Origin of the sequence: Streptomyces sp. NPDC050842 (genome assembly GCF_044456565.1) — a bacterium.
Lineage (GTDB): Bacteria > Actinomycetota > Actinomycetes > Streptomycetales > Streptomycetaceae > Streptomyces.
Genome location: NZ_JBITGA010000001.1, coordinates 635,038 through 657,205 on the forward strand (window position 1 = coordinate 635,038; position 22,168 = coordinate 657,205).

Annotated in this window: 18 protein-coding genes and 1 pseudogene; 7 read left to right on the plus strand and 12 right to left on the minus strand. The window is 74.6% G+C overall.

What is annotated here, in order from left to right; genetic code table 11:
- Nucleotides 1-108: 108 nt before the first annotated feature.
- Nucleotides 109-1,569 carry a sigma-70 family RNA polymerase sigma factor gene (locus tag ACIBG6_RS02830; RefSeq protein WP_399220683.1) on the plus strand — a complete coding sequence of 487 codons (1,461 nt, stop codon included), beginning with the start codon at nucleotides 109-111 and terminating at the stop codon, nucleotides 1,567-1,569.
- A gap of 25 nt (nucleotides 1,570-1,594) precedes the next feature.
- Here ACIBG6_RS02830 and ACIBG6_RS02835 read toward each other — a convergent pair whose 3' ends face one another.
- The 4 genes from ACIBG6_RS02835 to ACIBG6_RS02850 form a co-directional block, all read right to left on the minus strand.
- Nucleotides 1,595-2,221, minus strand: a complete 627-nt coding sequence (locus ACIBG6_RS02835; protein WP_399220684.1) for a CAP domain-containing protein — start codon at nucleotides 2,219-2,221, stop codon at nucleotides 1,595-1,597.
- 231 nt (nucleotides 2,222-2,452) lie between these two features.
- Complete coding sequence (locus ACIBG6_RS02840; RefSeq protein WP_399220685.1) at nucleotides 2,453-3,325, minus strand: universal stress protein; 873 nt, start codon at nucleotides 3,323-3,325, stop codon at nucleotides 2,453-2,455.
- 214 nt (nucleotides 3,326-3,539) lie between these two features.
- Complete coding sequence (locus ACIBG6_RS02845) at nucleotides 3,540-4,877, minus strand: acyl-CoA dehydrogenase (RefSeq protein ID WP_399220686.1); 1,338 nt, start codon at nucleotides 4,875-4,877, stop codon at nucleotides 3,540-3,542.
- Between the two features lie 195 nt (nucleotides 4,878-5,072).
- Nucleotides 5,073-5,528, minus strand: coding sequence for an RrF2 family transcriptional regulator (locus ACIBG6_RS02850; protein ID WP_399220687.1), 456 nt, complete (start codon nucleotides 5,526-5,528; stop codon nucleotides 5,073-5,075).
- Between the two features lie 131 nt (nucleotides 5,529-5,659).
- Between ACIBG6_RS02850 and ACIBG6_RS02855 the strand changes: the two genes are divergently transcribed.
- The gene (locus ACIBG6_RS02855) at nucleotides 5,660-5,806 is read left to right on the plus strand and encodes a hypothetical protein (protein ID WP_399220688.1); all 147 of its coding nucleotides are present in this window, start codon (nucleotides 5,660-5,662) and stop codon (nucleotides 5,804-5,806) included.
- A gap of 225 nt (nucleotides 5,807-6,031) precedes the next feature.
- Complete coding sequence (locus ACIBG6_RS02860; protein WP_399220689.1) at nucleotides 6,032-6,892, plus strand: glutathione S-transferase C-terminal domain-containing protein; 861 nt, start codon at nucleotides 6,032-6,034, stop codon at nucleotides 6,890-6,892.
- Nucleotides 6,893-6,965: 73 nt separating this feature from the next.
- Here the strand turns inward: ACIBG6_RS02860 and ACIBG6_RS02865 are convergent, their stop codons facing one another.
- Nucleotides 6,966-8,003, minus strand: a complete 1,038-nt coding sequence (locus tag ACIBG6_RS02865; protein ID WP_399220690.1) for an NAD-dependent epimerase/dehydratase family protein — start codon at nucleotides 8,001-8,003, stop codon at nucleotides 6,966-6,968.
- A 136-nt stretch (nucleotides 8,004-8,139) separates the two neighbouring features.
- On the opposite strand from ACIBG6_RS02865, the gene ACIBG6_RS02870 reads away from it, so the two are divergent.
- Both ACIBG6_RS02870 and ACIBG6_RS02875 read left to right on the plus strand, forming a co-directional pair.
- A complete protein-coding gene (locus ACIBG6_RS02870; RefSeq protein WP_399220691.1) occupies nucleotides 8,140-8,382 on the plus strand; it encodes a DUF5133 domain-containing protein in 243 nt (80 codons plus the stop codon).
- Between the two features lie 166 nt (nucleotides 8,383-8,548).
- Nucleotides 8,549-10,942 (plus strand): ATP-binding cassette domain-containing protein, encoded by a 2,394-nt coding sequence (locus ACIBG6_RS02875; RefSeq protein ID WP_399220692.1) that lies wholly within the window; start codon nucleotides 8,549-8,551, stop codon nucleotides 10,940-10,942.
- 167 nt (nucleotides 10,943-11,109) lie between these two features.
- Here the strand turns inward: ACIBG6_RS02875 and ACIBG6_RS02880 are convergent, their stop codons facing one another.
- Complete coding sequence (locus tag ACIBG6_RS02880) at nucleotides 11,110-12,405, minus strand: D-alanyl-D-alanine carboxypeptidase family protein (RefSeq protein WP_399220693.1); 1,296 nt, start codon at nucleotides 12,403-12,405, stop codon at nucleotides 11,110-11,112.
- Nucleotides 12,406-12,790: 385 nt separating this feature from the next.
- Here ACIBG6_RS02880 and ACIBG6_RS02885 point away from each other — a divergent pair, with 385 nt between their 5' ends.
- Nucleotides 12,791-14,776: an NAD-binding protein gene (locus ACIBG6_RS02885; protein ID WP_399221168.1), complete on the plus strand. Its 1,986-nt coding sequence runs from the start codon at nucleotides 12,791-12,793 to the stop codon at nucleotides 14,774-14,776.
- 57 nt (nucleotides 14,777-14,833) lie between these two features.
- Here the strand turns inward: ACIBG6_RS02885 and ACIBG6_RS02890 are convergent, their stop codons facing one another.
- Nucleotides 14,834-15,667 carry an NAD(P)H-binding protein gene (locus ACIBG6_RS02890; protein ID WP_399220694.1) on the minus strand — a complete coding sequence of 278 codons (834 nt, stop codon included), beginning with the start codon at nucleotides 15,665-15,667 and terminating at the stop codon, nucleotides 14,834-14,836.
- Nucleotides 15,668-15,889: 222 nt separating this feature from the next.
- Here ACIBG6_RS02890 and ACIBG6_RS02895 point away from each other — a divergent pair, with 222 nt between their 5' ends.
- Nucleotides 15,890-17,140, plus strand: a complete 1,251-nt coding sequence (locus ACIBG6_RS02895; RefSeq protein WP_399220695.1) for a cytochrome P450 — start codon at nucleotides 15,890-15,892, stop codon at nucleotides 17,138-17,140.
- Between the two features lie 19 nt (nucleotides 17,141-17,159).
- Here ACIBG6_RS02895 and ACIBG6_RS02900 read toward each other — a convergent pair whose 3' ends face one another.
- From ACIBG6_RS02900 to ACIBG6_RS02920, 5 genes and pseudogenes are all read right to left on the minus strand, one after another.
- Nucleotides 17,160-17,405, minus strand: coding sequence for a hypothetical protein (locus tag ACIBG6_RS02900; RefSeq protein WP_037646345.1), 246 nt, complete (start codon nucleotides 17,403-17,405; stop codon nucleotides 17,160-17,162).
- Nucleotides 17,406-17,543: 138 nt separating this feature from the next.
- Nucleotides 17,544-18,020 carry an NUDIX domain-containing protein gene (locus ACIBG6_RS02905; RefSeq protein ID WP_399221169.1) on the minus strand — a complete coding sequence of 159 codons (477 nt, stop codon included), beginning with the start codon at nucleotides 18,018-18,020 and terminating at the stop codon, nucleotides 17,544-17,546.
- Nucleotides 18,021-18,059: 39 nt separating this feature from the next.
- A pseudogene (locus ACIBG6_RS02910) lies at nucleotides 18,060-19,271 on the minus strand (FAD-dependent oxidoreductase); the annotation flags it as partial.
- The gene (locus ACIBG6_RS02915; protein WP_399220696.1) at nucleotides 19,268-20,686 is read right to left on the minus strand and encodes an FAD-dependent oxidoreductase; all 1,419 of its coding nucleotides are present in this window, start codon (nucleotides 20,684-20,686) and stop codon (nucleotides 19,268-19,270) included. The gene ACIBG6_RS02915 and the pseudogene ACIBG6_RS02910, both read right to left, overlap by 4 nt.
- A complete protein-coding gene (locus ACIBG6_RS02920; RefSeq protein ID WP_399220697.1) occupies nucleotides 20,683-22,161 on the minus strand; it encodes an FGGY family carbohydrate kinase in 1,479 nt (492 codons plus the stop codon). The genes ACIBG6_RS02915 and ACIBG6_RS02920 overlap by 4 nt, the downstream gene beginning before the upstream one ends.
- Between the last annotated feature and the right edge of the window lie 7 nt (nucleotides 22,162-22,168).

A 22,168-nucleotide genomic window follows, 5' to 3' on the forward strand; every position in this document is an offset into this window, starting at 1 on the left:
TCGCGCGGTCGCGACGCATACCGTCACACCGCAGGAAGTGTTATCCCTCCCGCTCCCACGGGTCTCCGAACGACGGGGGACTCGGATCACGGATGAGGGAGCAGACCCATGCACAGCGACGAGCGCCGCACCACCGCCCTGGTGGAGGCGGCCCGGGCCGGTGACGCGCACGCCAGGGACGAGCTGGTACGCGCGTACCTGCCCCTCGTCCACAACGTCGTCGGCCGCGCCCTCGACGGCCACGCCGACACCGACGACATCGTCCAGGAGACGATGGTCCGCGCCCTCGACGGCCTCGCCGGGCTCCGTGACCCGGCCCGCTTCCGCTCCTGGCTCGTCGCCATCGCCATGAACGGGATACGCCGTCGCTGGCGCGAGAACCGGCAGGCCCCCGTGCCCGGCCTCGACGGGGCGGCCGAGCTCGCCGACCCGGCCGGCGACTTCACCGAACTCACCATCCTCCGCCTCCGCCTCTCCGGAGAGCGCCGCGAGGTGGCCCGCGCCACCCGCTGGCTCGACGACGAGGACCGCGAACTCCTCTCCCTGTGGTGGCTGGAGGCCGCCGGAGAGCTCACCCGCACCGAACTCGCCGAGGGCCTCGGCGTCTCCCCGCAGCACGCCGCCGTCCGGGTCCAGCGGATGAAGGAACGCCTGGAGACCGGCCGGGCCGTGGTCCGCGCCCTCGACGCCGACCCGTCGTGCCCGCGCCTCGCCGAGTCCCTCACCGGCTGGGACGGCCGCCCCTCGCCCCTCTGGCGCAAGCGGATCGCCCGCCACCTGCGCGACTGCGCCGCCTGTACGGGGCAGGCGACCGGGAGCCGCGGCCTCGCCCCCGTCGAGGGCCTGCTCGTCGGCATCGGCCTCGTCCCCCCGCTGGCCGCGGCGGCCCTCGCCCGGCCCGGCGCGGAGACCCTCGCGGCCGCGCCCGTGGGCCGGTGGACGCCGATACGGCGCGCCTGCCTCGCCGGAGGCGTGACCGTCGCCGTCCTCGGCGCGCTCGCCGTGCTCGTACCGAGGCAGGAGGAGGTACGGGTGACACCCGACCGGCCCCGCGCCGCGACCCCGGCACCCGCGCCCCCGACCACCCCGGCGCCCCCCACCACCACGGCGGCCACCGTCGCGGCCCCGGCCCCCACGACCCGCACTCCGGCACCCCGCCGCACCACGCCCCCCGCACCCGCACCCACCGTCGAGGAGCGGGTGACGGAGAGGGTCAACAGGCTTCGGGCGGCGGCGGGTTGCGCCCCGCTGCGGACCGACCCGCGCCTGGTCGCGGCGGCCCGGGGGTACGCCCGCGACATGGTCGCGCGCGGCTACTACGCGCACAGCAGCCCGGAGGGCGACTTCGCGGACGTGCGGATCACCGCGTCCGGGTACGCCTGGAGCGCCTGGGCAGAGAACCTGGCCCAGGGGGCGGCGGACCCGGCGGCCGTCGTCGACGGCTGGACCGACGGGTCGATGCACGAGGAGAACATGCTGAACTGCCGGTACCGGGACACCGGAGTGGCGTCGGTGCCCGGTCCCGGCGGCACGATCTGGGTGCAGAAGCTGGCGGCCCCGGCCTCCTGAACCCCGGGCCGCCGGGGCCGGCGGGTCAGCCCTTGGCGCCGAAGTTCTGGACCCACCAAGGGCCGTTGGCGGTGAGGGTCACCCCGACACCGAGGTCCTCGAAGGAGCAGTTGAGGATGTTCTCGCGGTGTCCGGGACTGTCCATCCAGCTCTCCATCGCCTGCGCCGGGGTCTTCGGCCCGCGATGGATGTTCTCCCCCCACGTCGACCACGTGTACCCGGCGACGGTCATCCGGTCGCCCGCGTCACGGCCCTCCGGGCTGTCGTGCTCGTAGTAGTCGCGCGCGGCCATGTCGTCGGCGTGCCCCTGGGCGGCGGTCCGCAGATGGCTCTCCGCACGGAGCGGGCCGCAACCAGCCTTGTCCCGTTCGGTGTTGGCGAGGGCGACGAGCTCCTGGACGTACTCCGAGACGGTCCCGCCGACGGCGTCGGCTCCACCGGCTCCGACTCCGGCACTGGTATCAGCGGTGGCGGGTGCCGTGACGGCCGAGGTGCCGGCGGCCGGGGCGGGAGCGGCCACGTACACCCCGGCCGCCACCGTGAGGACGACGGTCGCGGACCCGGCGGCGGTGACGGCCGTACGGAAGCCCGGACGGCGGAGAGCGCGCCGCCGTGGTCCGTGGCCCTTCCGGTGGCGCCCGCCGTCCCGCACGACATGTTCTTCGTGGGCGATGCGTTCTTCGTGTTCGACGTGTTCGACGTGTTCAGGGTCGTCGGGGTGACAGGGATGGTCGTGGTGCCGCATGGAGATCCGCTCTCTCGCCGAGGTCGCCGGACGGTCCGGCGCTGGGGAGAGCCACCGGGGCGACGGCGTAACCCTTTCCGGCCCCGGCCGCCCCGACACTCCTCGTCAACCCGACGCGTCAACGCACGTCAGAGCCTTTCAGCCCTGCGGGATCACCGCCACCGGGCACGGCGCGAGATGGAGCGCCGCGTGGGCCACGGAGCCGATGCGCGGGCCGACGGCGCCGCGCTTGGCCCGCCTGCCGACCACCAGGAGCTGGGCCGCCCCCGAGGCGGAGAGCAGCACCTGCCCCGCGCTGCCCAGTTCGACGTGCTCCGTCACCGGCACCTCGGGGAACCGCTCCCGCCAGGGTGCCAAGGCCTCGCGCAGCGCTTTCTCCTCGTACGGGACGAGGCCGCCTGCCTCGTCGGCGATCCGCATCGAGGCCGGGCTGTAGGCGTAGAGGGGCGGCAGGCTCCAGGCGCGGACGGCCCGCACCGAAGCCCCGCGCGCGGCAGCGGTCTCGAAGGCGAAGCCGAGCGCCGCGGCACTGTCCTCGGGACTGCCGAGCTGGCCGACGAGGACGTCACCGACCGGCGGCTCGGCGGGCTCGCCGTCCCGGGACCTGACGGCCACCACGGGCCGGCCGGCGGCGGCGATGATCTGCTGCCCGTACGAGCCGAGCAGGAAGCCCGCGACGGCGCCGTGGCCGCGTGAGCCGATGACGAGCATCTCGGCCCGCGGCTCGGTGCCGAGCAGCGCCGCGACCGGTGTGTCGGGGAGCACCTCGGCCGTGAGAGTGACGTCCGGGTGGCGCCGCGCGACCGTCGCCTCGGCCTCGCGCAGGACCTCGTCGGCGATCCGCTCCTGGCTCGCCCGGTCCTGGACCAGCGGGATGTCGAGGGGTTCCCAGCGCCACGCGTGGGCGAGCCGCAGCGGGAGCCCCCGGTGGAGGGCCTCGCGGGCGGCCCAGTCGGCCGCGGCGAGACTCTCCGGGGAACCGTCCACTCCTGCGACGATCTCACGACTCATCGGACTGCCTCCGTCGGTAGCGCGACGGGCCCGCCGGGCGGCGGGGCCCTCCTGCCTCCAGCTTGGGCCCATCGGCGGCCCGAAGAGAGGGACGGACGTCCCGACATGCCGGACCGTCCGTCCCTTCTGCTGCGGTCGTGCGGTCGTGCGGTCGTGCGGTCGTGCGGTCGTGCGGTCGTGCGGTCGTGCGGTCGTGCCGTCGGCTGTCGTGGTGTCAGGCCGGCAGGGTGAGCCGCGTGTGGGTGCCGTTGAGGTAGTGGTCGCCGATGTCGCGGAGCCGATGGGCCGGCTGCGTGTGGGCGGTGAGCGCACGGGCGTTGCGCCAGAAGCGGTCGAATCCCGGCCCTCCCGACTGGGCGTCGGCACCCTCGGCCCCGTCGACGAGTTCGAGGACGCGCGTCGTGATGCGGACGGCGGCCCGGCCGGTGACCGTCTCGGCGGCGGAGACCAGGACGGCGATGTCGGCGCGCTCCTCGGGGGTCAGCGTCCGTCCGGCGAGGAGACCGCGGGCCAGGGCGTCCGTCGCCCGCTCCACCACCGCCGAGGCGGCGTGCGCGGCCGTGGCCAGCTCGCCGTACGCGAGGAGCAGATAGGGGTCGTCGTCAGTCCCCACGGGATCCGCGCCGGCGCTGGACGGCCTGCCGGCGGCCGAGGGTGCCGGGGCCGGTCCGGCCTGCCCGGCGCGGCTGATGTCCCGGGCCTCGGCGAGCGCCCCCTCGGCGATGCCGAGCCCGACCTGGACGAGGAGCAGCCGCAGGGCGAGCGGGGCGAGGGCGGCGAAGGGGGTGACGGCGTGTTCGTCGTGGGGGAGCAGTCCGAGGACCTGGTCGGCCTGGACCGGGACGTGGTCGAAGGTGACGGTGCCCGCGCCGGAGACCCGTTGTCCGACCCGGTCCGTGCCGGCATCGGTGAACACGCCGGGGTGCGCCGGGTCCACCAGGACGATCAGCCAGTCGCCGGTCCCGCCGGGACGCGCGCCGACGACGAGCCGGTCGGCGACGGCGACACCGGAGGCGAAGGCGCGGCGCCCGTCGAGGATCCAGCCGCCCGCTTCGGGCGTGAGTCTGAGGCCGGGGTCCTTCTCGGTACGCGGAGGCTCGACGCCCCCGCCGAGCAGCCAGTGCTCCTCGGCCGTCCGAACGTCGAGGTCGTGGGCGGGGGCGCCTGTCGCGTCCTTCGCGCCCTCCGTGTCGTGCGCCCGGCCGAAGAACCGGCTGCTCCAGGACAGGACGTAGTGGTGGGCGAGGAGTTCGCCGACCGAGCTGTCGGCGGCGGAGATCTCCCGTACGACGGCGGACGCGGCCCGCCAGTCCGCGCCCCGACGGTTCGCCCCGGGCGCGGTGAGGAGGGCGGGCAGGCCGGCCTCCTGGAGCCGGGCGACCTCGTCGAAGGGGGCTTTGCCCGCCCGGTCACGGGCGGGCGCGTCGACGGCGAGGTCGTCGGCGAGCTCGCGGGTGACGCGGGGCCAGATCTCGTCGTCCGCGGGCCGGTCGGCCGGTGCCGGGACGATGCGTATCGCGGTTCTCCTGACCGATTTCCTCGGCGTAGTCACGTCACCTCACCCGATCCCTTGTATCCCCACTGGAACACTAGGGATAGTGACAGAGGCGGTCGCCTGCCCCCAAGAGGCGTCCGAGGGCTGGACGCGTGCGTCTTGTTGAGTGAGATGCCGTCACGTCGGCGCAGGTCGTGCGGAGTTGGCTTCGTCGGGAACCGGCCGGGTGGGCGCTTTTCGGACCACCCTGGGTCAGGGGTTGGTCCAGGCCTCCGGGTCGTCCGCGAGCGCGGTGATGTCCGCCGGCAGCTCGGCCGCCGCCACCTCCGCGAGGGAGACCCCGAGCACCTCCCGCACGCTCGCGCGGAGCGCGATCCACAGCGGGAGCAGCGACTCGGCGGGCCCCGTGTACGCCAGATCCGGGGGCCGCTCGCCGCGCACGGAGACCAAGGGGCCCTCCACGCAGCGGATGACGTCCGCGACCGAGATCGACTCGGCCGGCCTGGCCAGCCAGTACCCGCCGTTGCCGCCGCGCTGGCTCTGGACGAGCCCGCCCTTGCGCATGTCGCCGAGGATGCCCTCCAGGAACTTGTGGGAGATCCCCTGGACCTCGGCGATCGCCTCGGCCTTCAGTGGCCCCGTGTCCTGGGCGGCGGCGAGCTGGAGGGCGGCCCGTACCGCGTAGTCGGCCCTGGCTGAAATGCGCATGCGCGCATTATCCCGTACGCCCCCGGCCGGATCCGTGCGCCCCGGAGGCGGCGCGTCCCGCACCCTTGACGTCACGGGTGACCGGTCCGAGACTCGTGAAAGGGAAAAACCGAGTGAACGGGTAGGGAATCATGGGACGCAACGGCCGGCGGGACACCGCGCACGCCGTGCTCCTCCCGCGCTCCGTGCCCCTCACGTCCCGCCGTCACATCGATCTGCTGCGGGTCTGCAGCGCCGCGAGTCGCCTGCCCCGCCGGGGCGTCCCCCGCGTCCGCTGAGCCCGTCCGCCCCGCGCCGCCCCGGCGCGACGGCCCGCTTCGGCCGCTCCGGGCCGGGCCGGGATCCGGGACCGGACGTGCACCTCGCCGCGGTCCGCCCGTCTCCTCCTTCCCGTTCCTCTGCTGCCTCCGGGCCCTGCACGGCGGCCGACGACGTCGCACGACCGCGACCGTCGCCGCCGTGCACCGCCCCGACCCAGCACCGAGCACCCACCAGGGAGAAGCATGTCCGTCGTCCCGTCCTCGCTGCTGCCCGCCTCCGCCGTGCCCGCCTTCCGCGGCCGGATCGGCCGCGACGTGCGCAGCGGCCACTACGCCGTACCGCACCGCTACCGCCTCCATCTGGCACCGTCGGGCCCCGGCTGTCTGAGCATCGCCCTCACCCACGGCCTGCTCGGCCTCGACGACACCCTTCCGCTGACCGTGCTCCCCGGGACCCCCGACATGCCCGACGGCGGGTACACCGCGCTCCGCCCGCTGTACGAGGCGAGCGCCCACCTGTACGCGGGGCCGGCCGCCGCGCCCGTCCTGAGCGACGGGTGGACCGGGCGGATCGTCAGCACGCACGTGCCCGACATCCTGCGGGACCTCGCCCTGCGCTTCCGCGGCGACGGCCCCGACCTGCTGCCCGAGGAGCACCGGGGCGAGATCGAGGCCATCGCCGACCTGTGCGAGCGGAGCGTCAACCGGGCAGCGCAGCGCGCCGGCGAACTCGGCCTCGACGGCGACGCCGCCCACCGCGACCCGCTCGGCGTCCTCTTCGCGGCACTCGGCTCCCTGGAGCGGCGCCTCACCGGCCGCCCCTACGTCCTCGGCGACCGCCCGACCGCCGCCGACGTGCAGGTCTGGGTCACCCTCGTCCGCCTCGACACCGTCCACCGCTGGCACCTGGACGCCGCGGCGATGGACCGGGTGGCCGGACATCCCGCGCTCTGGGCGTACGCCCAACGCCTCGCCGCCCGCCCGGAGTTCGCCCGCCATCTCGACATCGACGCCGTGCTGCGCCGGCACCAGGCCCACTGTCGCGGCCATGAGGCCGCGGGCGCCGGGATCCGGCTCGTCGACTGGTCCGGCACCACCGGCTGACGGCGAAGACAGCGACCGGCCGCGCGCCGCCGACACCGGCCGCCGCCGGAACGTCCGTCGTGGCCCCGCGCCCTCAGCCGATGCGGTGGCCCGCCAGCGGAGCCGTGTCGTCGCCGGTTCCCGCGCGGGCCCCGCGCAGGAACGCCTCCACGGCCTCCAGGGAGCTCGCCGACGGCTCCCACCCCAGCTCCCGCCGGGCCCGCTCGGTGGCGAGCAGCGGCATCTGCAGCAGCGCGTCGAAGAGCCCGGGGGAGGCCGGGGCGAGCCGCAGCCGCCAGGCCGCCGACAGCGCGCCGCGTACCGCTCCGGCCGGGACCCTCACCGGCCGGGCATGCAGGAGCCGGCCGAGCGTCTCGGCGTCGAGCACCGGCTCGGCGGCGAGGTTGAACGCGCCGCGGACGTCCCGGAGGAGCGCCCTCCGGTAGGCGTCCGCGGCGTCCTCGGTGTGCAGGACCTGGAAGCGGAGCCCCTCGAACTCCGGCAGCAGCGGCAGTAGTTCCGGGCGCATCAGCTGACCGGGGAAGAACCGTCCCGCGAAGATCCGCCGCTGCCCGCTCGCCGACTCCTCCTTGAAGAGGAAGGCCGGGCGCATCCGGACCACCCGGGTCAGCGGATGGTCGCGCTCGAAGGTGTCGAGGACCCGTTCCAGATACGCCTTCTCCCGGGTGTAAGCGGCACCGGGCCAGCCGTGCGTCGGCCAGGCCTCGGACACGGGGGCGCCGCCCTTCGGGCCGGGGGAGTACGCCCCCACCGAGGAGGCGTGCACGAGGACCGGCACCCGCGCCGCCGCGACCGCGTCGAAGACGCGCACCGCGCCCAGGACGTTGGTCCGCCAGGTCTCCACCGGGTCGTGCGTCGGCCCGAACCGCCAGGCCAGGTGCACGACCGCGTCCGCGTCCGCCACGTACTGCGCGAGCCGGGGCTCGTCCCCCTCCCGGGAGAGGTCGACCTCGGCCCACTCCACGCCGGGCAGCTCCAGGCCGGGCCTGCGCCGGGCCAGCCCGAGGACGGAACCGACCCGCGGTTCGCGGGACAGCGCCCGCACCAGGCTCGTACCGACGTTGCCGGTGGCGCCGGTGACGACCACCCGCTGTTGCGTGCTCGGGTTCATGTCTCCGACCCTCCGCCATGGGCGGCGGATCCGCACTCCGGAACCCGCCCCGTCACGCAGCGTGTCCGCGCGGGTCGCGGGCGTGGTCGACGACCGTCAGGATGGAGCGACTCGAGCCAGAAGACAGGAGGACGCGATGCTGCTGCCCGACGCGAACACGGTCGACCGGCTGCTCCGGCTTTACCGCACCCAGGAGCGGTCCGTGCTCGCCAGGCCGTGCGACCTGTCGGTCCGCCGGCGCTTCGAGGACACGGCGTACACCCTCTGCGTCCTGATGGGAGAGCGGACCGCGCACGAGGCGGTCCGCGCGGCCGAGCGGTACGTCTCCGAGGGGCGGCCCGCACCCCGGCAGACCCTGGAAGGGCTGCCGGGGAGCTGAGCGGGGACCGGTCGGGTCCCGTCAGGAATCGAGAAGCGTCGACATGGGGCCCCGGCTAGCGTGGCGTCGTGGACATCGCGATTTCCCCGGCGCCGGAGCCGGCACGGTGCGATGATCACGACGTTCGCGATGATCATGACTCGGCCCGTCCGACGGAGGAGAAACGATGAGCCAGACCCCGAGGACGGGTAAGAAGGCGGCCGCGCCGCACGCCGCCGACCAGCACGACACGATCCGCGTGCTCGGCGCGCGCGAGAACAACCTCAAGGACATCAGCATCGAGATCCCGAAGCGCCGGCTCACGGTCTTCACGGGCGTCTCCGGCTCGGGCAAGAGCTCCCTCGTCTTCGACACGATCGCCGCGGAGTCCCAGCGGCTGATCAACGAGACGTACAGCGCCTTCGTCCAGGGCTTCATGCCGACCCTCGCACGGCCGGAGGTCGACGTCCTCGAAGGGCTGACGACCGCGATCATCGTCGACCAGCAGCGGATGGGAGCCGACCCCCGCTCCACCGTCGGCACCGCCACCGACGCCAACGCGATGCTCCGCATCCTCTTCAGCCGCCTCGGGAAGCCCCACATCGGCCCGCCCAGCGCCTACGCCTTCAACGTCCCCTCGGTCCGGGCGAGCGGCGCGATCACCGTCGAGCGAGGGAACAAGAAGGCCGTGCGGGCGACCTTCGAACGCACCGGCGGGATGTGTCCGCACTGCGAGGGCCGCGGCTCCGTCTCCGACATCGACCTCACCCAGCTCTACGACGACGCCAAGTCGCTCGACGAGGGCGCGCTCACCATCCCCGGCTACACCCCGGGCGGCTGGAACTACCGCCTCTACAGCGAGTCGGGCCTCGTCGACCCGGCCAAGCCGATCCGCAAGTACACGAAGAAGGAACTGCACGCCTTCCTCCACCACGAGCCGACCCGCATGAAGATCGCGGGCATCAACATGACGTACGAAGGGTTGATCCCGCGGATCCAGAAGTCCTTCCTGGCCAAGGACAAGGAGGGTATGCAGCCGCACATCCGGGCGTTCGTCGACCGGGCGGTCACCTTCACCACGTGCCCCGAGTGCGACGGCACCCGGCTCAGCGAGGGGGCCCGGGCATCGAAGATCAAGAAGGTCAGCATCGCCGACGCCTGCGCCATGCAGATCAGCGACCTGGCCGAGTGGGTCCGCGGGCTCGACGAGCCCTCGGTGGCGCCGCTGCTCACCGCCCTGCGGGACACCCTCGACTCGTTCGTGGAGATCGGCCTCGGCTACCTCTCGCTCGACCGGCCCGCGGGCACGCTCTCGGGCGGCGAGGCACAGCGCGTCAAGATGATCCGGCACCTCGGCTCCTCGCTCACCGACGTCACGTACGTCTTCGACGAGCCGACCATCGGCCTGCACCCCCATGACATCCAGCGGATGAACGACCTGCTGCTGCGCCTGCGCGACAAGGGCAACACGGTGCTCGTCGTGGAACACAAGCCGGAGACGATCGCGATCGCCGACCACGTCGTCGACCTCGGCCCCGGCGCCGGTACGGGCGGCGGCACGGTCTGCTTCGAGGGCACCGTCGAGGGCCTGCGGGCGGGCGACACCATCACCGGCCGGCACTTCGACGACCGGTCCTCCGTCAAGGACGCGGTCCGGACGCCCACCGGCACGCTGGAGATCCGCGGCGCGTCCACGCACAACCTCCGCGACGTCGACGTCGACATCCCGCTCGGCGTGCTCGCCGTCGTCACCGGGGTCGCCGGCTCCGGCAAGAGCTCGCTCGTGCACGGCTCGATCCCGCCCGGCGAGGACGTCGTCTCCGTCGACCAGAGCCCCATCCGCGGCTCGCGCCGGAGCAACCCGGCGACGTACACCGGGCTGCTCGAACCGATCCGCAAGGCCTTCGCCAAGGCCAACGGCGTCAAGCCGGCGCTGTTCAGCGCCAACTCCGAGGGCGCCTGCCCGACCTGCAACGGCGCGGGCGTCATCTACACCGACCTGGGGATGATGGCCGGGGTCGCGAGCACCTGCGAGGAGTGCGAGGGCAAGCGGTTCCAGGCCTCCGTCCTGGAGTACCACCTCGGCGGCAAGGACATCAGCGAGGTGCTCGCGATGTCGGTGACCGAGGCCGAGGACTTCTTCGGCGACGGGGACAGCGAGGCACGCACGCCGGCCGCGCACAAGATCCTCGAACGGCTCGCCGACGTCGGCCTCGGCTACCTCAGCCTCGGGCAGCCGCTCACGACGCTCTCCGGCGGCGAGCGGCAACGGCTCAAGCTGGCCACGCACATGGGCGACAAGGGCGGGATCTACGTCCTCGACGAGCCGACCACGGGTCTGCACCTCGCTGACGTCGAACAGCTCCTCGGCCTGCTCGACCGGCTCGTCGACTCCGGCAAGTCCGTCATCGTCGTCGAGCACCACCAGGCGGTCATGGCCCACGCCGACTGGATCATCGACCTCGGTCCGGGCGCCGGCCACGACGGCGGTTCGATCGTCTTCGAGGGCACGCCCGCGAAGCTCGTCGCCGACCGCTCCACCCTCACCGGCGAACACCTCGCGGCGTACGTGGGCGCCTGACCGTACGTCCCAGGGGGTGCCCGGCATCAACGGGCACCCCCTGGCAGCCGGACCGTGCGGCGCCCACCGGACCGTCGCCCACACGACCGTCCGATGTCTCCAGCGGCGCCGCACGACCGGCGGTCCCGACCTCCGTCCCCCGTACGCGTCCCCCAGGCGTGCCGCCGTCAGGCACGGTGAGCCGCGCGGCGCCGCCAGGCCCAGAGCGCGAGGGCCGCCGCGCAGGCCGAGCCCACCAGTGCCAGCGGAAGCCCGGCAGACCGGCCCGACGGCGCGTCCTCGCCCACGAAGCCCTTGTCGGGCGCCGCCACCGCCTCCGCCCCGGCGCGCGGAGCGCCACCGGCGGCGACGGAGACGGTCTCGTCCGCGCGGTCGGCGGCCCGCACCGCCGCCATGGCCCGACCGCCCGCCTCCGCCTCGGCCTCGGCCTCGGCCTCGGCCTTCGGCCGGCCCGGCAGCAGCGAGCCCACCGGCTGCACACGCCCCGCGGCCTCGAAGCCCCAGTCGAGCAGCGCGCGCGCCTCCTCGTAGACGGCGAGCCCGCCGCCGCCCTGCGGGTTCATCACCGAGACGACCAGCGTCCGGCCGTCGCGGCGCGCCGCGGAGATCAGCGTGTTGCCCGCGTTCGTCGTGTAGCCGTTCTTGATGCCGAGGAGCCCCGGGTAGCGGGCCACGCCGTCCGCGCCCGTGAGGAGCCGGTTGGTGTTGGCGATGCCGTACGACCAGGAACCCGCGGGGAAGTCCGCGTACGGCGTGGAGCAGTACCGGGTGAAGGCGGGATCCTGGAGCCCGGCCCGTCCGAAGACCGCGAGGTCGTACGCGGAGGACACCTGCCCGGGCGCGTCGTACCCGTCGGGGGAGACCACGTGGGTGTCCCGCGCCCCGAGGGAGCGGGCCTTCTCCTGCATCTTCCGGGACATCGACTCCCAGCCGCCGTTCATCGCGGCCAGGACGTGCACGGCGTCGTTCCCCGAGCTGAGGAAGACCCCGTTCCACAGGTCCGACACCTTGTAGGTGTACCCCTCCTTGATCCCGACGAGACTGCTGCCCGCCCCGATCCCGGTCAGCTCGGAATCGGCCACGGTGTGCTGGTCCGAGGGTTCGTTGTGGGGGAGCGCGGTGAGCGCGAAGAGCGCCTTGAGGGTGCTGGCCGGCGGCAGCTTCCGGTGGGCGTTCCGCGCGGCGAGCACCTCGCCCGAGGACGCGTCCGCCACCACCCACGACAGCGCGGAGAGCTCCGGTACGGAGGGTGCGCCCGGCAGCCGCTGCACCTGCGTGCCCTTCCGGTCGAGCCGAGCCGGATCGACGAACCGCGGTGCCGGCGGAGTCGGCTCGTCCACGGAGGAGCCGGAGGCGGGGGAGAAGGGGGGAGCGGGGGAGGCCGTGGCCGCCGGAGCGGACAGCACGAACAGCAGCGCCGCGGTACCGGCGGCAGCATGACGGACAGCTGACGTGACGATCATTCAGCCACCGTAGGAAGGAGGCGCGGACCGCGCAGGACGGAGTGCGCCGACCGGCGTAGAGGTTCCGGCGTACGGCGGCACGGCGTGCGCCCGCCCGGGGGAGGACGGAGCCGCACGGGCTCCCGCAGCTGTTGTCTGTCCGACAGGGCATGCTGGTGACGTGCCCTCACACCCGAACCAGAACAACGCCGTTCCGGACGCCGGCGCCGGCGCCGCGCCCGCGGGAACGTCTCCCGGTGCCCCACCGGCCGGAACGTCTCCCGTCGTCCCGGCCGGCCGGTCGGTGCCCGCGCCCGCGCGGGCGCAGGGAAGCCAGACCGGCGGTCCCTTCGGCGTGCCCGCGTTCCGGACCGAGCGGCAGCCCCGTACCGCCCCCGCCGGGCACATGATCGTCTGCGGGGACGACGCCCTCGCCCACCGCCTCGCGGACGAGCTGCACGGGGTGTACGGAGAGCGGGTCACCCTCCTCGTGCCGGTACGGCCCGACGCTCCGCGCACCCCCACCGCCCGCACCGGCCGGGCCCTCGCCCTGTTCGGGCGCGTCACCGCCGCCGTCACCCGCACCACCGGGGCGTCCGGGGCGTCCGGGGCGTCCGGGACTACGGCGACCGGCGGGGCCACAGGGGCGACCGGAGGCGACCCGGACGGCGGCGAGCCGACCGGCACCCTGCGGGTCGTAGAAGCCGCGGAGGCCGACGACCGGGCCCTGACGGACGCCGGGGTCGAGCGCGCCGCCGCGCTCGCCCTCGTCCACGAGGACGACGAGACCAACATCCGGGCCGCGCTCACGGCCCGCCGCCTCAACCCCCGGCTGCGCCTGGTCATCCGGCTCTACAACCGCAAGCTCGGACAGCACCTCGAAACCCTCCTCGACCAGGCCGCGGCCGTCGCCGAACCAGGCCTCGACCCCGAGAAGCTCGACGCCGCCACCACCGTCCTCTCCGACGTCGACACCGCGGCCCCGGGGCTCGCCGCGGCGGCCGTCGCGGGCACCAGCAAGGTCGTCCAGGCCGGTGGACTCCTGCTGCACGCCGTCGAGCGGACCCCACCCGAGGGCGAGGCTCCCGACCCCGGCCGGTGCACGCTCGCGCTGCTCTCCGCCACGGCCGGCGACCCGGCGGGCTGCGAGGGCTCCGAGCGGAGCGGCGACGACGGCCCGCGCCTCCTCCCGGACGACCGTACGGTGGCCGCCGCCACCGGCCGGGCCGCCGTCACGCTCGAAGCGGTCACCCCGGCCGCCCCGACGCTCCCGTCCGGCCGCTTCGGCGGCACCGGACTGCCCGTCGCCTCGCTCTTCTCCCGCCGTCTGCGCTGGTCCCTCGGCGGCGCGGTCTCCGCCGTCCTCGCCCTGGCCCTCGCCTCCACCTTCACCACCGGCGACCACCCCCTGCACGCCGCCTATCTGACGCTCCTCGACGTCTTCGCCATCGGCGACCCGGCCGTCGGAGAGCCGACCAGCCGTCAGGTCCTCCAGATCCTGGCCGGGTTCGTCGGACTGCTCCTGCTGCCCGTGATCGTCGCCGCCCTCCTCGAAGGCCTCGGGACCTTCCGCACGGCGACCACCCTGCGACGGCCGCCGCGCGGGCTCCACGGCCACGTCGTCCTCCTCGGCCTGGGCAAGGTCGGCACCCGGGTCCTCGCCAGACTCCGCCGGATGGACATCCCCGTCGTGTGCGTCGAGTCCGACCCGGAGGCGCGCGGCATCGCCGTGGCACGGCGGCTGCGCGTCCCCACCGTCATCGGCGACGTCACGGAGGAAGGCGTCCTGGAGGCCGCCCGCATCCACCGCGCCCACGCCCTCCTCGCCCTGACCAGCGTCGACATCACCAATCTGGAGGCCGCGCTCTCCGCCCGCTCCGTCACCCCCGACCTGCGGGTCGTGCTCCGCCTGTACGACGACGACTTCGCCACCGCCGTCTACCGCACCCTGCGCACCGCCCACCCCGAGGCACTCACCCGGAGCCGCAGCGTCTCCCACCTCGCCGCGCCCGCCTTCGCCGGGGCCATGATGGGACGCCAGGTCCTCGGCGCCGTCCCCGTCGAGCGCCGGGTCCTGCTCTTCGCCGCCGTCGACGTCGCGGACCACCCGCTCCTGGAGGACCGTACGGTCGCCGAGGCCTTCACACCCGGAGCCTGGCGGGTGATCGCCCTCGACCTGAGCCGCTCCTCGTACGGCGCCTACGGCGTCCCGTCCGGTGCCGGGACAGCGGCCCGGGGCCAGGACTGGCGCCTCGCCCCGGAGCGGGTCCTCGGCCCGGGCGACCGGGTGATCGTGGCCGCGACCCGCCGGGGCCTGGCGGAACTCCTCGGCCGCGGGGGCGCGACGGCCCACGGCACCGCCGAAGCCCACCCATCGGACAACTCGGCATAACCCGAGGCACGTTGCCGTTCACGGCGGACGAGGCGAACGGGCAACGGGCCGGGTGCTTCAGCGGAACGCGGCGGCGTTCTCCGCAGCCCACTCCCGGAACGGCCGGGCCGGCACTCCGGTGACCTGCGACACCGTGTCACGCACCATCAGAAGCTCGTCGTTGACGTCTCCACCCGTGACGTCGAGCACCGCGTCGGCGGCCTCCGCCCCGAAGACCGCGGCCATGTGCGCGTGGGCCTCGTCGCGGCTGATCTCGGCGAAGGGAACCTCGCGCCCGAGAGCGGCCGCGATGGCCTCGGCCTGCTGCCGGGCGGACACCGGCTCGGGACCGGTCAGGGCGTACGTGCGCCCCTGGTGGCCCGGCTCGGTCAGCGCGACCCGTGCCACCGACGCGATGTCCGCGGGGTGGATCGTGGGCAGCGCGGTGTCCGCGTAGGGCGCGCGGACCGTCTCGTGGCCACGGATGGAAGCCGCCCACATCCGGGCGTTCGACGCGAACTGCGTCGGCCGCAGGATCGTCCAGGACATGCCGCTCTCCTGGAGCAGGCGCTCGACCGCCGCGTTCTCGGCGGCGGGGCCGAGGTGCGGATGGGTCTGGACGGTGATCGACGACACCAGCACCACGTGCTCCACCCCCGCCTGCCGGGCGGCTTCGAGGATGTCGGCGTCCGAACCCACCCGCGACACGAGGAACAGCGAACGCACCCCCTCCAGCGCGCGCTTCAACGACGCGGGATCCGCGAAATCACCCTCCACGGCCTCGACCCCCTCGGGGAAGGCGGCCTGCGCGGCATTCCGGCTGAGCGCCCTCAGCGGCCCGGCGTCGCACGCTCGCAGCTCCTTCACCAGCGCACTGCCTATGTTTCCGGTGGCTCCGGTCACGAGGATCATGAGCGTGTTCTCCCGTCGTCAAATGATCAACTGGAGACGACGATAGATGCTCAATCACGCTTGAGGTCAAGAGGCCCCGTAGACCCTCCTGTCACCGGGCAGGTTCAACTGCGCGCCATTCCCTAGGATCTGACCGCCCGCGCGCCCGCCCGCCCGCCCACGCGCGCCGAACCGGCCCCGTACTTGTCCTCGTCCTCGTCCTCGTCGTCAGGAGTGCCCTCCATGAACACCCCGCACAGCGCCGCCCCCGGCCGGCCGCCGCACCGCATGGACCCGGCCGGCGGCTGCCCGCACGCGGCCAACGCCCGGCTCCTCGCCGAGGGAGCCGTGACCCCCGTGGTCCTGCCCGGCGAGATCGAGGGCATGGCGGTCCTCGGCCACGACGCCCTCCGCGACTTCCTCTCCCACCCCGACGTCGCCAAGGGCGCCCGGCACTTCACCGCGCTTTCCGAGGGCCGGATACCCGACGGCTGGCCGCTGCGCACCTTCGCCACCGTGCCCGGCATGACCACGGCGGACGGCGCCGACCACCGCCGGCTGCGCGCCCTGGTCAGCAGCGCCTTCACCGCGCGCCGGGTCGAAGCGCTCCGCCCGCGCGTCGAAGCCGTCACGGCGGGGCTCCTCGACGGACTCGCCGAGGCGGCCCGGACCGGCGGAGGCGTCGCCGACCTGCGACGCCACTACGCGCTGCCCCTGCCCCTCGGGGTCATCTGCGAACTCCTCGGCGTCGACCCCGCCCACCAGGACCGGCTGCACCACCTGTCCAGCCTCGTCGTCGCCACCGACACCGAGCCCGCGCGGGCCGTCGCCGCCAACCGCGAACTCGTCGAGCTCCTCGCCTCGATCGTCGCCGACAAGGCCGGCACCCCCGGCGACGACCTCACCAGCGCGCTCATCGCCGCCAGGGACGAGGGCGGCGACCGACTGAGCCAGCCCGAGCTGATCGGCACCCTGCTTCTGATGATCATCGCGGGCCACGAGACCACGCTGAACCTCGTCACCAACGCCGTCCGCGCGCTCTGCGGCCACCGTGAGCAGCTCGCCCTTGTCCTCGATGGCCGGGCCGCGTGGGCGGACGTGGTGGAGGAGACCCTGCGATGGGACAGCCCGGTCAGTTACTTCCCGTTCCGCTACCCCACCCGCGACCTCACGATCGACGGCACCCTCATCCCCAAGGGCACCCCCGTCCTCGCCGGCTACTCGGCGGCGGGCCGAGACGCGAAGGCGCACGGTCCGGACGCCGACCGTTTCGACATCACCCGCACCACGGCGGCGAAACACCTCTCCCTCGGCCACGGCCCCCACTACTGCCTGGGCGCCCCGCTCGCCCGCATGGAGGCCGCGATCGCCCTGGAGGCGCTCTTCACCCGCTTCCCCGACCTGGACCTGGCCGTTCCGGAGGCTTCGCTGACCCGCCACTCCGGCTTCGTCGGCAACAGCGTCCGGACGCTCCCGGTCCACCCGACCCCCTGACGGACCGCCGCCGACACCGCTACCCGGTCCTCCCCCACACGCTCGCGGGGGAGGCCCGCAGCGAGGAGACGAGGCGCAACAGCCGGTCCTCGTTCCCCGAGAGGCCCGCCGCGCGGAGCGCCTCGTCGGCCTCGGCCATCGGATGGGTGAGCATCACCCCGGCGTACGGGGCGAGCTGCGGGTCGGTCAGCACGGCCTGCGTGGATTCGAGCAGCCGCAGGTACGCCTGGGCCGCCGCGCGCTCGGTGGCGGTCATCGTGGTCATGTCGGGCTCCCTCTCGACAGTTCTGCAGGACCACCCTCTCGCACGGGTCTGACATCGACGCTCGTAGCGGGTTCCGATGGCCGTGGCGCAGGGTCTGTCCGGACGCCTTTTGACCGCGGGCGCGGAGCGTCAGGGGAGTCAGGCCGATTGCCCGAGGTGTTCCGTCAGCCGGGCCAGGAAGACCTGCTGGCCGGCGACCAGCAGGGGAGCTGCTGCCTCCGGGGTGAACCAGCCGACTCGGTCGATCTCCGGAAATTCCTGGCGGACACCCGATCGGGGCGGCCACTCCATCGTGAAGGTGCCGGGGACCGCCGCCGTCGGGTCCAGTTCTCCCTCGACCGCCCAGACGGTGACGGTCTTCCCGCTGCGCTGGCGGGACTCGCCGAGGTCGATCCACGCGCCCTCGGGGGCCGGCAGCCCCAGCTCCTCCAGGAACTCCCGCCGCGCCGCCGCTGCGGGAGCCTCGTCCGGCTCGTACTCCCCCTTGGGGATCGACCAGGCCTCCTGCTCCCGGGAGGCCCAGAGAGGCCCGCCCATGTGGCCGATGAGGACCTCGACGCCCTTGCCCGCCGTGTGACGGAAGACCAGAAGACCCGCGCTGCGTTTTGCCGACATACGGCCCAGTCTGACCGACCGTTCCCCAGTCGGGCACTCCTTTGCGCCGATCACCACCGGACCGCCCGCGGGATCCATGCCGCTCGTCCACTCCGGCCCCAGCCGCACCGAACGCCACGGCACGAGCGACCCCCGCAGCCGTTCCCGCCGGAGCGGTACACCCCCCTGGGTGATGGTCAGGAGGGGGTGTACGAGCGGGCGGTCCGGCCGTACGAGCAGGGGGACGGCCGCCGGGCCGAGGAGACCGGGTGTCACCCACCGCAAGGGTCCCTCCGTCACCACCGGTACCCCCTCGGCGGGGCGGTGTCGCCCGGCGAGCAGGTCGAGGACGGCGTCGGCGACCGCGTGGCCCTCGGCGGCGGCCACCTGTGCCGGTTCCACCCCGCGCAGCAGGTTGCCGACGGCGAAGACCCCCGGCTCGACCGTGCGGTACGAGCCGTCCGTGACGGGCCCGCGGGTGCCCGGCGCCATCGCGAGACCCCGCGCGCGGGCCAGCTCGTGGTCGGGGATCCAGTCCCCGGTGAACACCACGGTGTCGCAGCGCAGTACGGACGTCCGTCCTCCCCGTCCCCGGACCGCGACCCCGGTCAGCCTCCCCCGTCCCAGCAGCTCGGTCACCGCTGTCCCGGTGAGGACGGGCACGGGCCCGAAGCCCTGGGCCGCACGGGGGAGTTCGGTGACGACCGCGGCCACCTCCACGCCCGCCCCGCGCAGCGTCCGCACGGCGTGCCGGGCCACCGGCTCACCGCCGACGACCACCGCACGACGCCCGACGCGTTCGCGGACGGAATCCCGTTCGGGTCCGAACATCCGCACCGTCTGCTGGAGTTCGCCCGTCGTCAGTACCCCGGACGGCCGGGTGCCCGGCACGAGCCTCGCGCTGCGCGGTCGTTCGCGTGCCCCCGTCGCGAGGACCACGGCGCCCGCCCGGATCCGTTCGGGCCCCGTCGGCGCCGTGACGTCGAGGGTGAGCGGCCCGGCCCAGCCCGTGGCGGAGACCCCGGTGCGGACGACGGCCCCGGCGCGGAGCGCCGCCCGGAGTGCGCGGTGCGCGTACGCGGGGCCGTCGAGCGGCCGCCCCCGGTGGTCCGCGCCGAACCCGACGTGCCCGCAGTGCCGCGGTACGCCCCCGGCCACGCGTTCCCGCTCCAGCACCTCGACCCGCCCCGCGCCCGCCGCCGCGAGGCGTGCGGCGGCGGCGAGTCCGGCGGGTCCCGCGCCGACCACGAGCACGTCGACCGTTCGGTTCACTGCGCTCCCTTTCCGTACTCCTCGCTCAACGCCCTGACCTCCGCGCCGCAGAAATGGCCCTGGCACCGCCCGCCCCGGGCGCGCGTCCGGCGCCGCAGACCGTCCGGGCCCGCCGGGGGGATCACCGACGCGTAGGCGGCCCGGATCTCACCCCGCGTCACCCGCTCGCAGTGGCAGACGACCATCCCGAACTCGGGGTCTCGTGCGATGAGTTCGGCGTCGCGGTACGGGCGCCGGAAGGCCTCGCCGAGATTCGGCATGCGGATCGGGGCGAGTGGCCGCTCGGGCCCGGGGTCGAGGCCGCAGTCGGCGAGGAGCCCCAGGACATGCTCGGCGAGCGCCAGGGAGGCGGTGAGCCCGGTGGAGCGGATCCCGCCGACCGTGACGTACCGCAGTTCGGGGTGGGCCGCGCACCGGTAGTCCTCCTGTCCCGTGGCGGCCCGCAGCCCCGCGTAGACCGCCGTGACCTCCTCGTCGAGCAGTGCGGGAACGATGCGGCCGCCCTGCTCGCGGAGCCCGGCGAGTCCCTCCGCCGTCGTGCCCGTGGCGGACTTGTCGTCGAGGTCCTCGGCGGTGGGCCCGAGCATGACGTTCCCGTACACCGTGGGGGAGACGAGCACGCCCTTGCCGAGCGGTCCTGGTACGGGGAGGAGGATGTGCCGGACCAGGTCGCGGGCGAACTTGTCGAAGACGAGCAGCTGGCCCCGGCGCGGAGTGACGGTGAAGTCGTGGCGGTCCAGGAGCGCGTCGAAGGCGTCCGCGTGGAGCCCGCAGGCGTTCACCAGGTGGCGGGTCCGCAGCACGCCGCGCCGGGTGACGAGCCGGTGCCACGGATCGCCGGTACGCACCTTCTCCACCCGGCAGCCGAGGTAGAGGTCGACGCCCGACCGCACGGCCTGCGTCGCGTACGCGAGGGTGGTCGTCCACGGGCAGATCACCGACTCGCCCGGGACGGCGAGCGCGCCGAGCGCGCCCGGACCCAAGTGGGGCTCGCTGGTGGGAAGTTCGTCGGCGGAGAGGAGTCGTGTGGTGCGGTGGCCGTTGCGCACCGCCTTCTCCGCGAGGCGGGGGAGCGCCGCCAGCTGCTGCTCGTCCCAGGCGACGAGCAGCGCGCCGAGCGGCTCGACGGGAATGCCCGCCTCCCCGGCGAACGCGCCGAGCAGCCGGTGCCCTTCGCGCACGAGCCGGGCTTCGAGTGTGCCCGGTGCGGCGTCGAAACCGGTGTGCAGGATGGCGGTGTTGGCCTTCGACGTACCGTCTCCGACGTCGTTCGAGGCCTCCACGAGCGCGACCCGCAACGGATGGCGGGCGAGGGCGCGCGCGATGGCGCAGCCGACGACCCCCGCGCCGACGACCACGACGTCGTACTCGGCCTCCCGGCCCGTCGGCAGCGGCCCCGTACGGGTGACGCTCACCCGGCACTCCCCGCACCACCGGTACCACCCGCACCCGCGCCGCCGCGGTCGAGCAGCGTCGACACCTCCGCCCGGAACGCGGCCAGGCGCGCGGCGGCCTCGTCGCCCGGGATCCGGGGCTCGTACACGGCCGAGGGCTTCCACTCCGGCACGGCCTCGCGGAGCGAGAGCCCCGGGTCGAGGCCGAGGCGGGCCACCGCGCCCACCCCGAGGGCCGTGGCATCGGGCGACGAGGCCACCTCGACGGGGAGTTGCAGCAGGTCGGCTTGGGTCTGCATGAGCAGCGCCGACCGGGTCAGGCCCCCGTCCGCGCGCAGCGCGGTCAGCGGCGCGCCCCGGTCGGCGGCGACCGCCGCGGCGAGCTCCACCACCTGGGCGGCGATGCCCTCGCACAGCGCGCGCACCAGATGGCCCGGGGCGGTGTCCAGGCCGAGCCCGGTCAGCGAGCCGCGCACGTCCCCCCGCCACCACGGCGCGGCGAGACCGGCGAGCGCGGGCACGAACGTGACCCCGCCCGTGTCCGGCACACCGCCGCCGACGGCGTCGATCTCCTCCGCGCCGGCGAGGACGCCCAGGTCGGTGAGCCAGCGGACGGCCGAGGCCACCGTGTACACCTGGCCGTCCAGACAGTGCTCGACGCGCCCGCCGAGCCGCCAGGCGACACAGCTCACCAGGCCCGAGGTGACGCGCCGCGGCTCCGGTCCGGTCCGTGCGAGGAGGAAGGCGCCCGTGCCGTACGTGCACTTGGCGGCGGACGGGTCGCCCGCGCTCTGCGCGAGCAGGGCGGCCTGCTGGTCGACGAGAAGGCCCGTCAGCGGCAGCGGCGGCCCGAAGGCGGTCGTGGTGCCGACCGGGGTGTCGCAGTCCACCACCCGGGGCAGCCGCTCGCCGCCCAGGCCGTACAGGTCGAGGGCGGTCTCCGACCACGCGACCGTGTCCGGATCGAGCAGTCCGGTACGGCCGGCGGTCGCCGCGTCGGTGACGAAGGCGCCCGTCAGTCGGTGGACGAGCCAGGCGTCGCTGGTGGTGACCACCCCGGCGCTGGTGGCGTGACGGCGGATCCAGGCCATCTTGGGCGCCGCGAAGTAGGGGTCCAGCGGCAGGCCGGTCAGCCGCTGCAGGAGCTCGGCGTGGTCGTCGAGTCCGGCGCAGACGGAGGCGGCCCTGCGGTCCTGCCAGACGAGCGCGTCCGTCAGGGGTTCGCCGGTGGCGGGGTCCCAGGCGAGCACGGTCTCCCCCTGGTTGGCGAGACCCACGGCCGAGACCGGGGTGCCGGCCTCGGCCAGCGCCGCCCGCCCGGCCGCGACGACGGAGTCGTACAGCTCACGGGGGTCGACCTCGACGAGGCCGCCCGGGAGGTACCGGGGCCGGACCGGGGCCGTGCCGGTGCCGATCACCCCGCGCTCCGGGCACAGGACGAGCGCCTTCGTGCCCGACGTGCCCTGGTCGACGGCGAGTACCGGGCCGCCCGTCATTCCGTTG

Excerpts from the sequence above, each read along its gene's own strand:
- ACIBG6_RS02830 (WP_399220683.1), top strand. The coding sequence starts at position 109 with ATGCACAGCGACGAGCGCCGCACCACCGCCCTGGTGGAGGCGGCCCGG.
- ACIBG6_RS02840 (WP_399220685.1), bottom strand. The coding sequence starts at position 3,325 with ATGAGTCGTGAGATCGTCGCAGGAGTGGACGGTTCCCCGGAGAGTCTC.
- ACIBG6_RS02850 (WP_399220687.1), bottom strand. The coding sequence starts at position 5,528 with ATGCGCATTTCAGCCAGGGCCGACTACGCGGTACGGGCCGCCCTCCAG.
- ACIBG6_RS02855 (WP_399220688.1), top strand. The coding sequence starts at position 5,660 with ATGGGACGCAACGGCCGGCGGGACACCGCGCACGCCGTGCTCCTCCCG.
- ACIBG6_RS02860 (WP_399220689.1), top strand. The coding sequence starts at position 6,032 with ATGTCCGTCGTCCCGTCCTCGCTGCTGCCCGCCTCCGCCGTGCCCGCC.
- ACIBG6_RS02865 (WP_399220690.1), bottom strand. The coding sequence starts at position 8,003 with ATGAACCCGAGCACGCAACAGCGGGTGGTCGTCACCGGCGCCACCGGC.
- ACIBG6_RS02870 (WP_399220691.1), top strand. The coding sequence starts at position 8,140 with ATGCTGCTGCCCGACGCGAACACGGTCGACCGGCTGCTCCGGCTTTAC.
- ACIBG6_RS02875 (WP_399220692.1), top strand. The coding sequence starts at position 8,549 with ATGAGCCAGACCCCGAGGACGGGTAAGAAGGCGGCCGCGCCGCACGCC.
- ACIBG6_RS02880 (WP_399220693.1), bottom strand. The coding sequence starts at position 12,405 with ATGATCGTCACGTCAGCTGTCCGTCATGCTGCCGCCGGTACCGCGGCG.
- ACIBG6_RS02885 (WP_399221168.1), top strand. The coding sequence starts at position 12,791 with ATGATCGTCTGCGGGGACGACGCCCTCGCCCACCGCCTCGCGGACGAG.
- ACIBG6_RS02890 (WP_399220694.1), bottom strand. The coding sequence starts at position 15,667 with ATGATCCTCGTGACCGGAGCCACCGGAAACATAGGCAGTGCGCTGGTG.
- ACIBG6_RS02895 (WP_399220695.1), top strand. The coding sequence starts at position 15,890 with ATGAACACCCCGCACAGCGCCGCCCCCGGCCGGCCGCCGCACCGCATG.
- ACIBG6_RS02900 (WP_037646345.1), bottom strand. The coding sequence starts at position 17,405 with ATGACCACGATGACCGCCACCGAGCGCGCGGCGGCCCAGGCGTACCTG.
- ACIBG6_RS02905 (WP_399221169.1), bottom strand. The coding sequence starts at position 18,020 with ATGTCGGCAAAACGCAGCGCGGGTCTTCTGGTCTTCCGTCACACGGCG.
- ACIBG6_RS02920 (WP_399220697.1), bottom strand. The coding sequence starts at position 22,161 with ATGACGGGCGGCCCGGTACTCGCCGTCGACCAGGGCACGTCGGGCACG.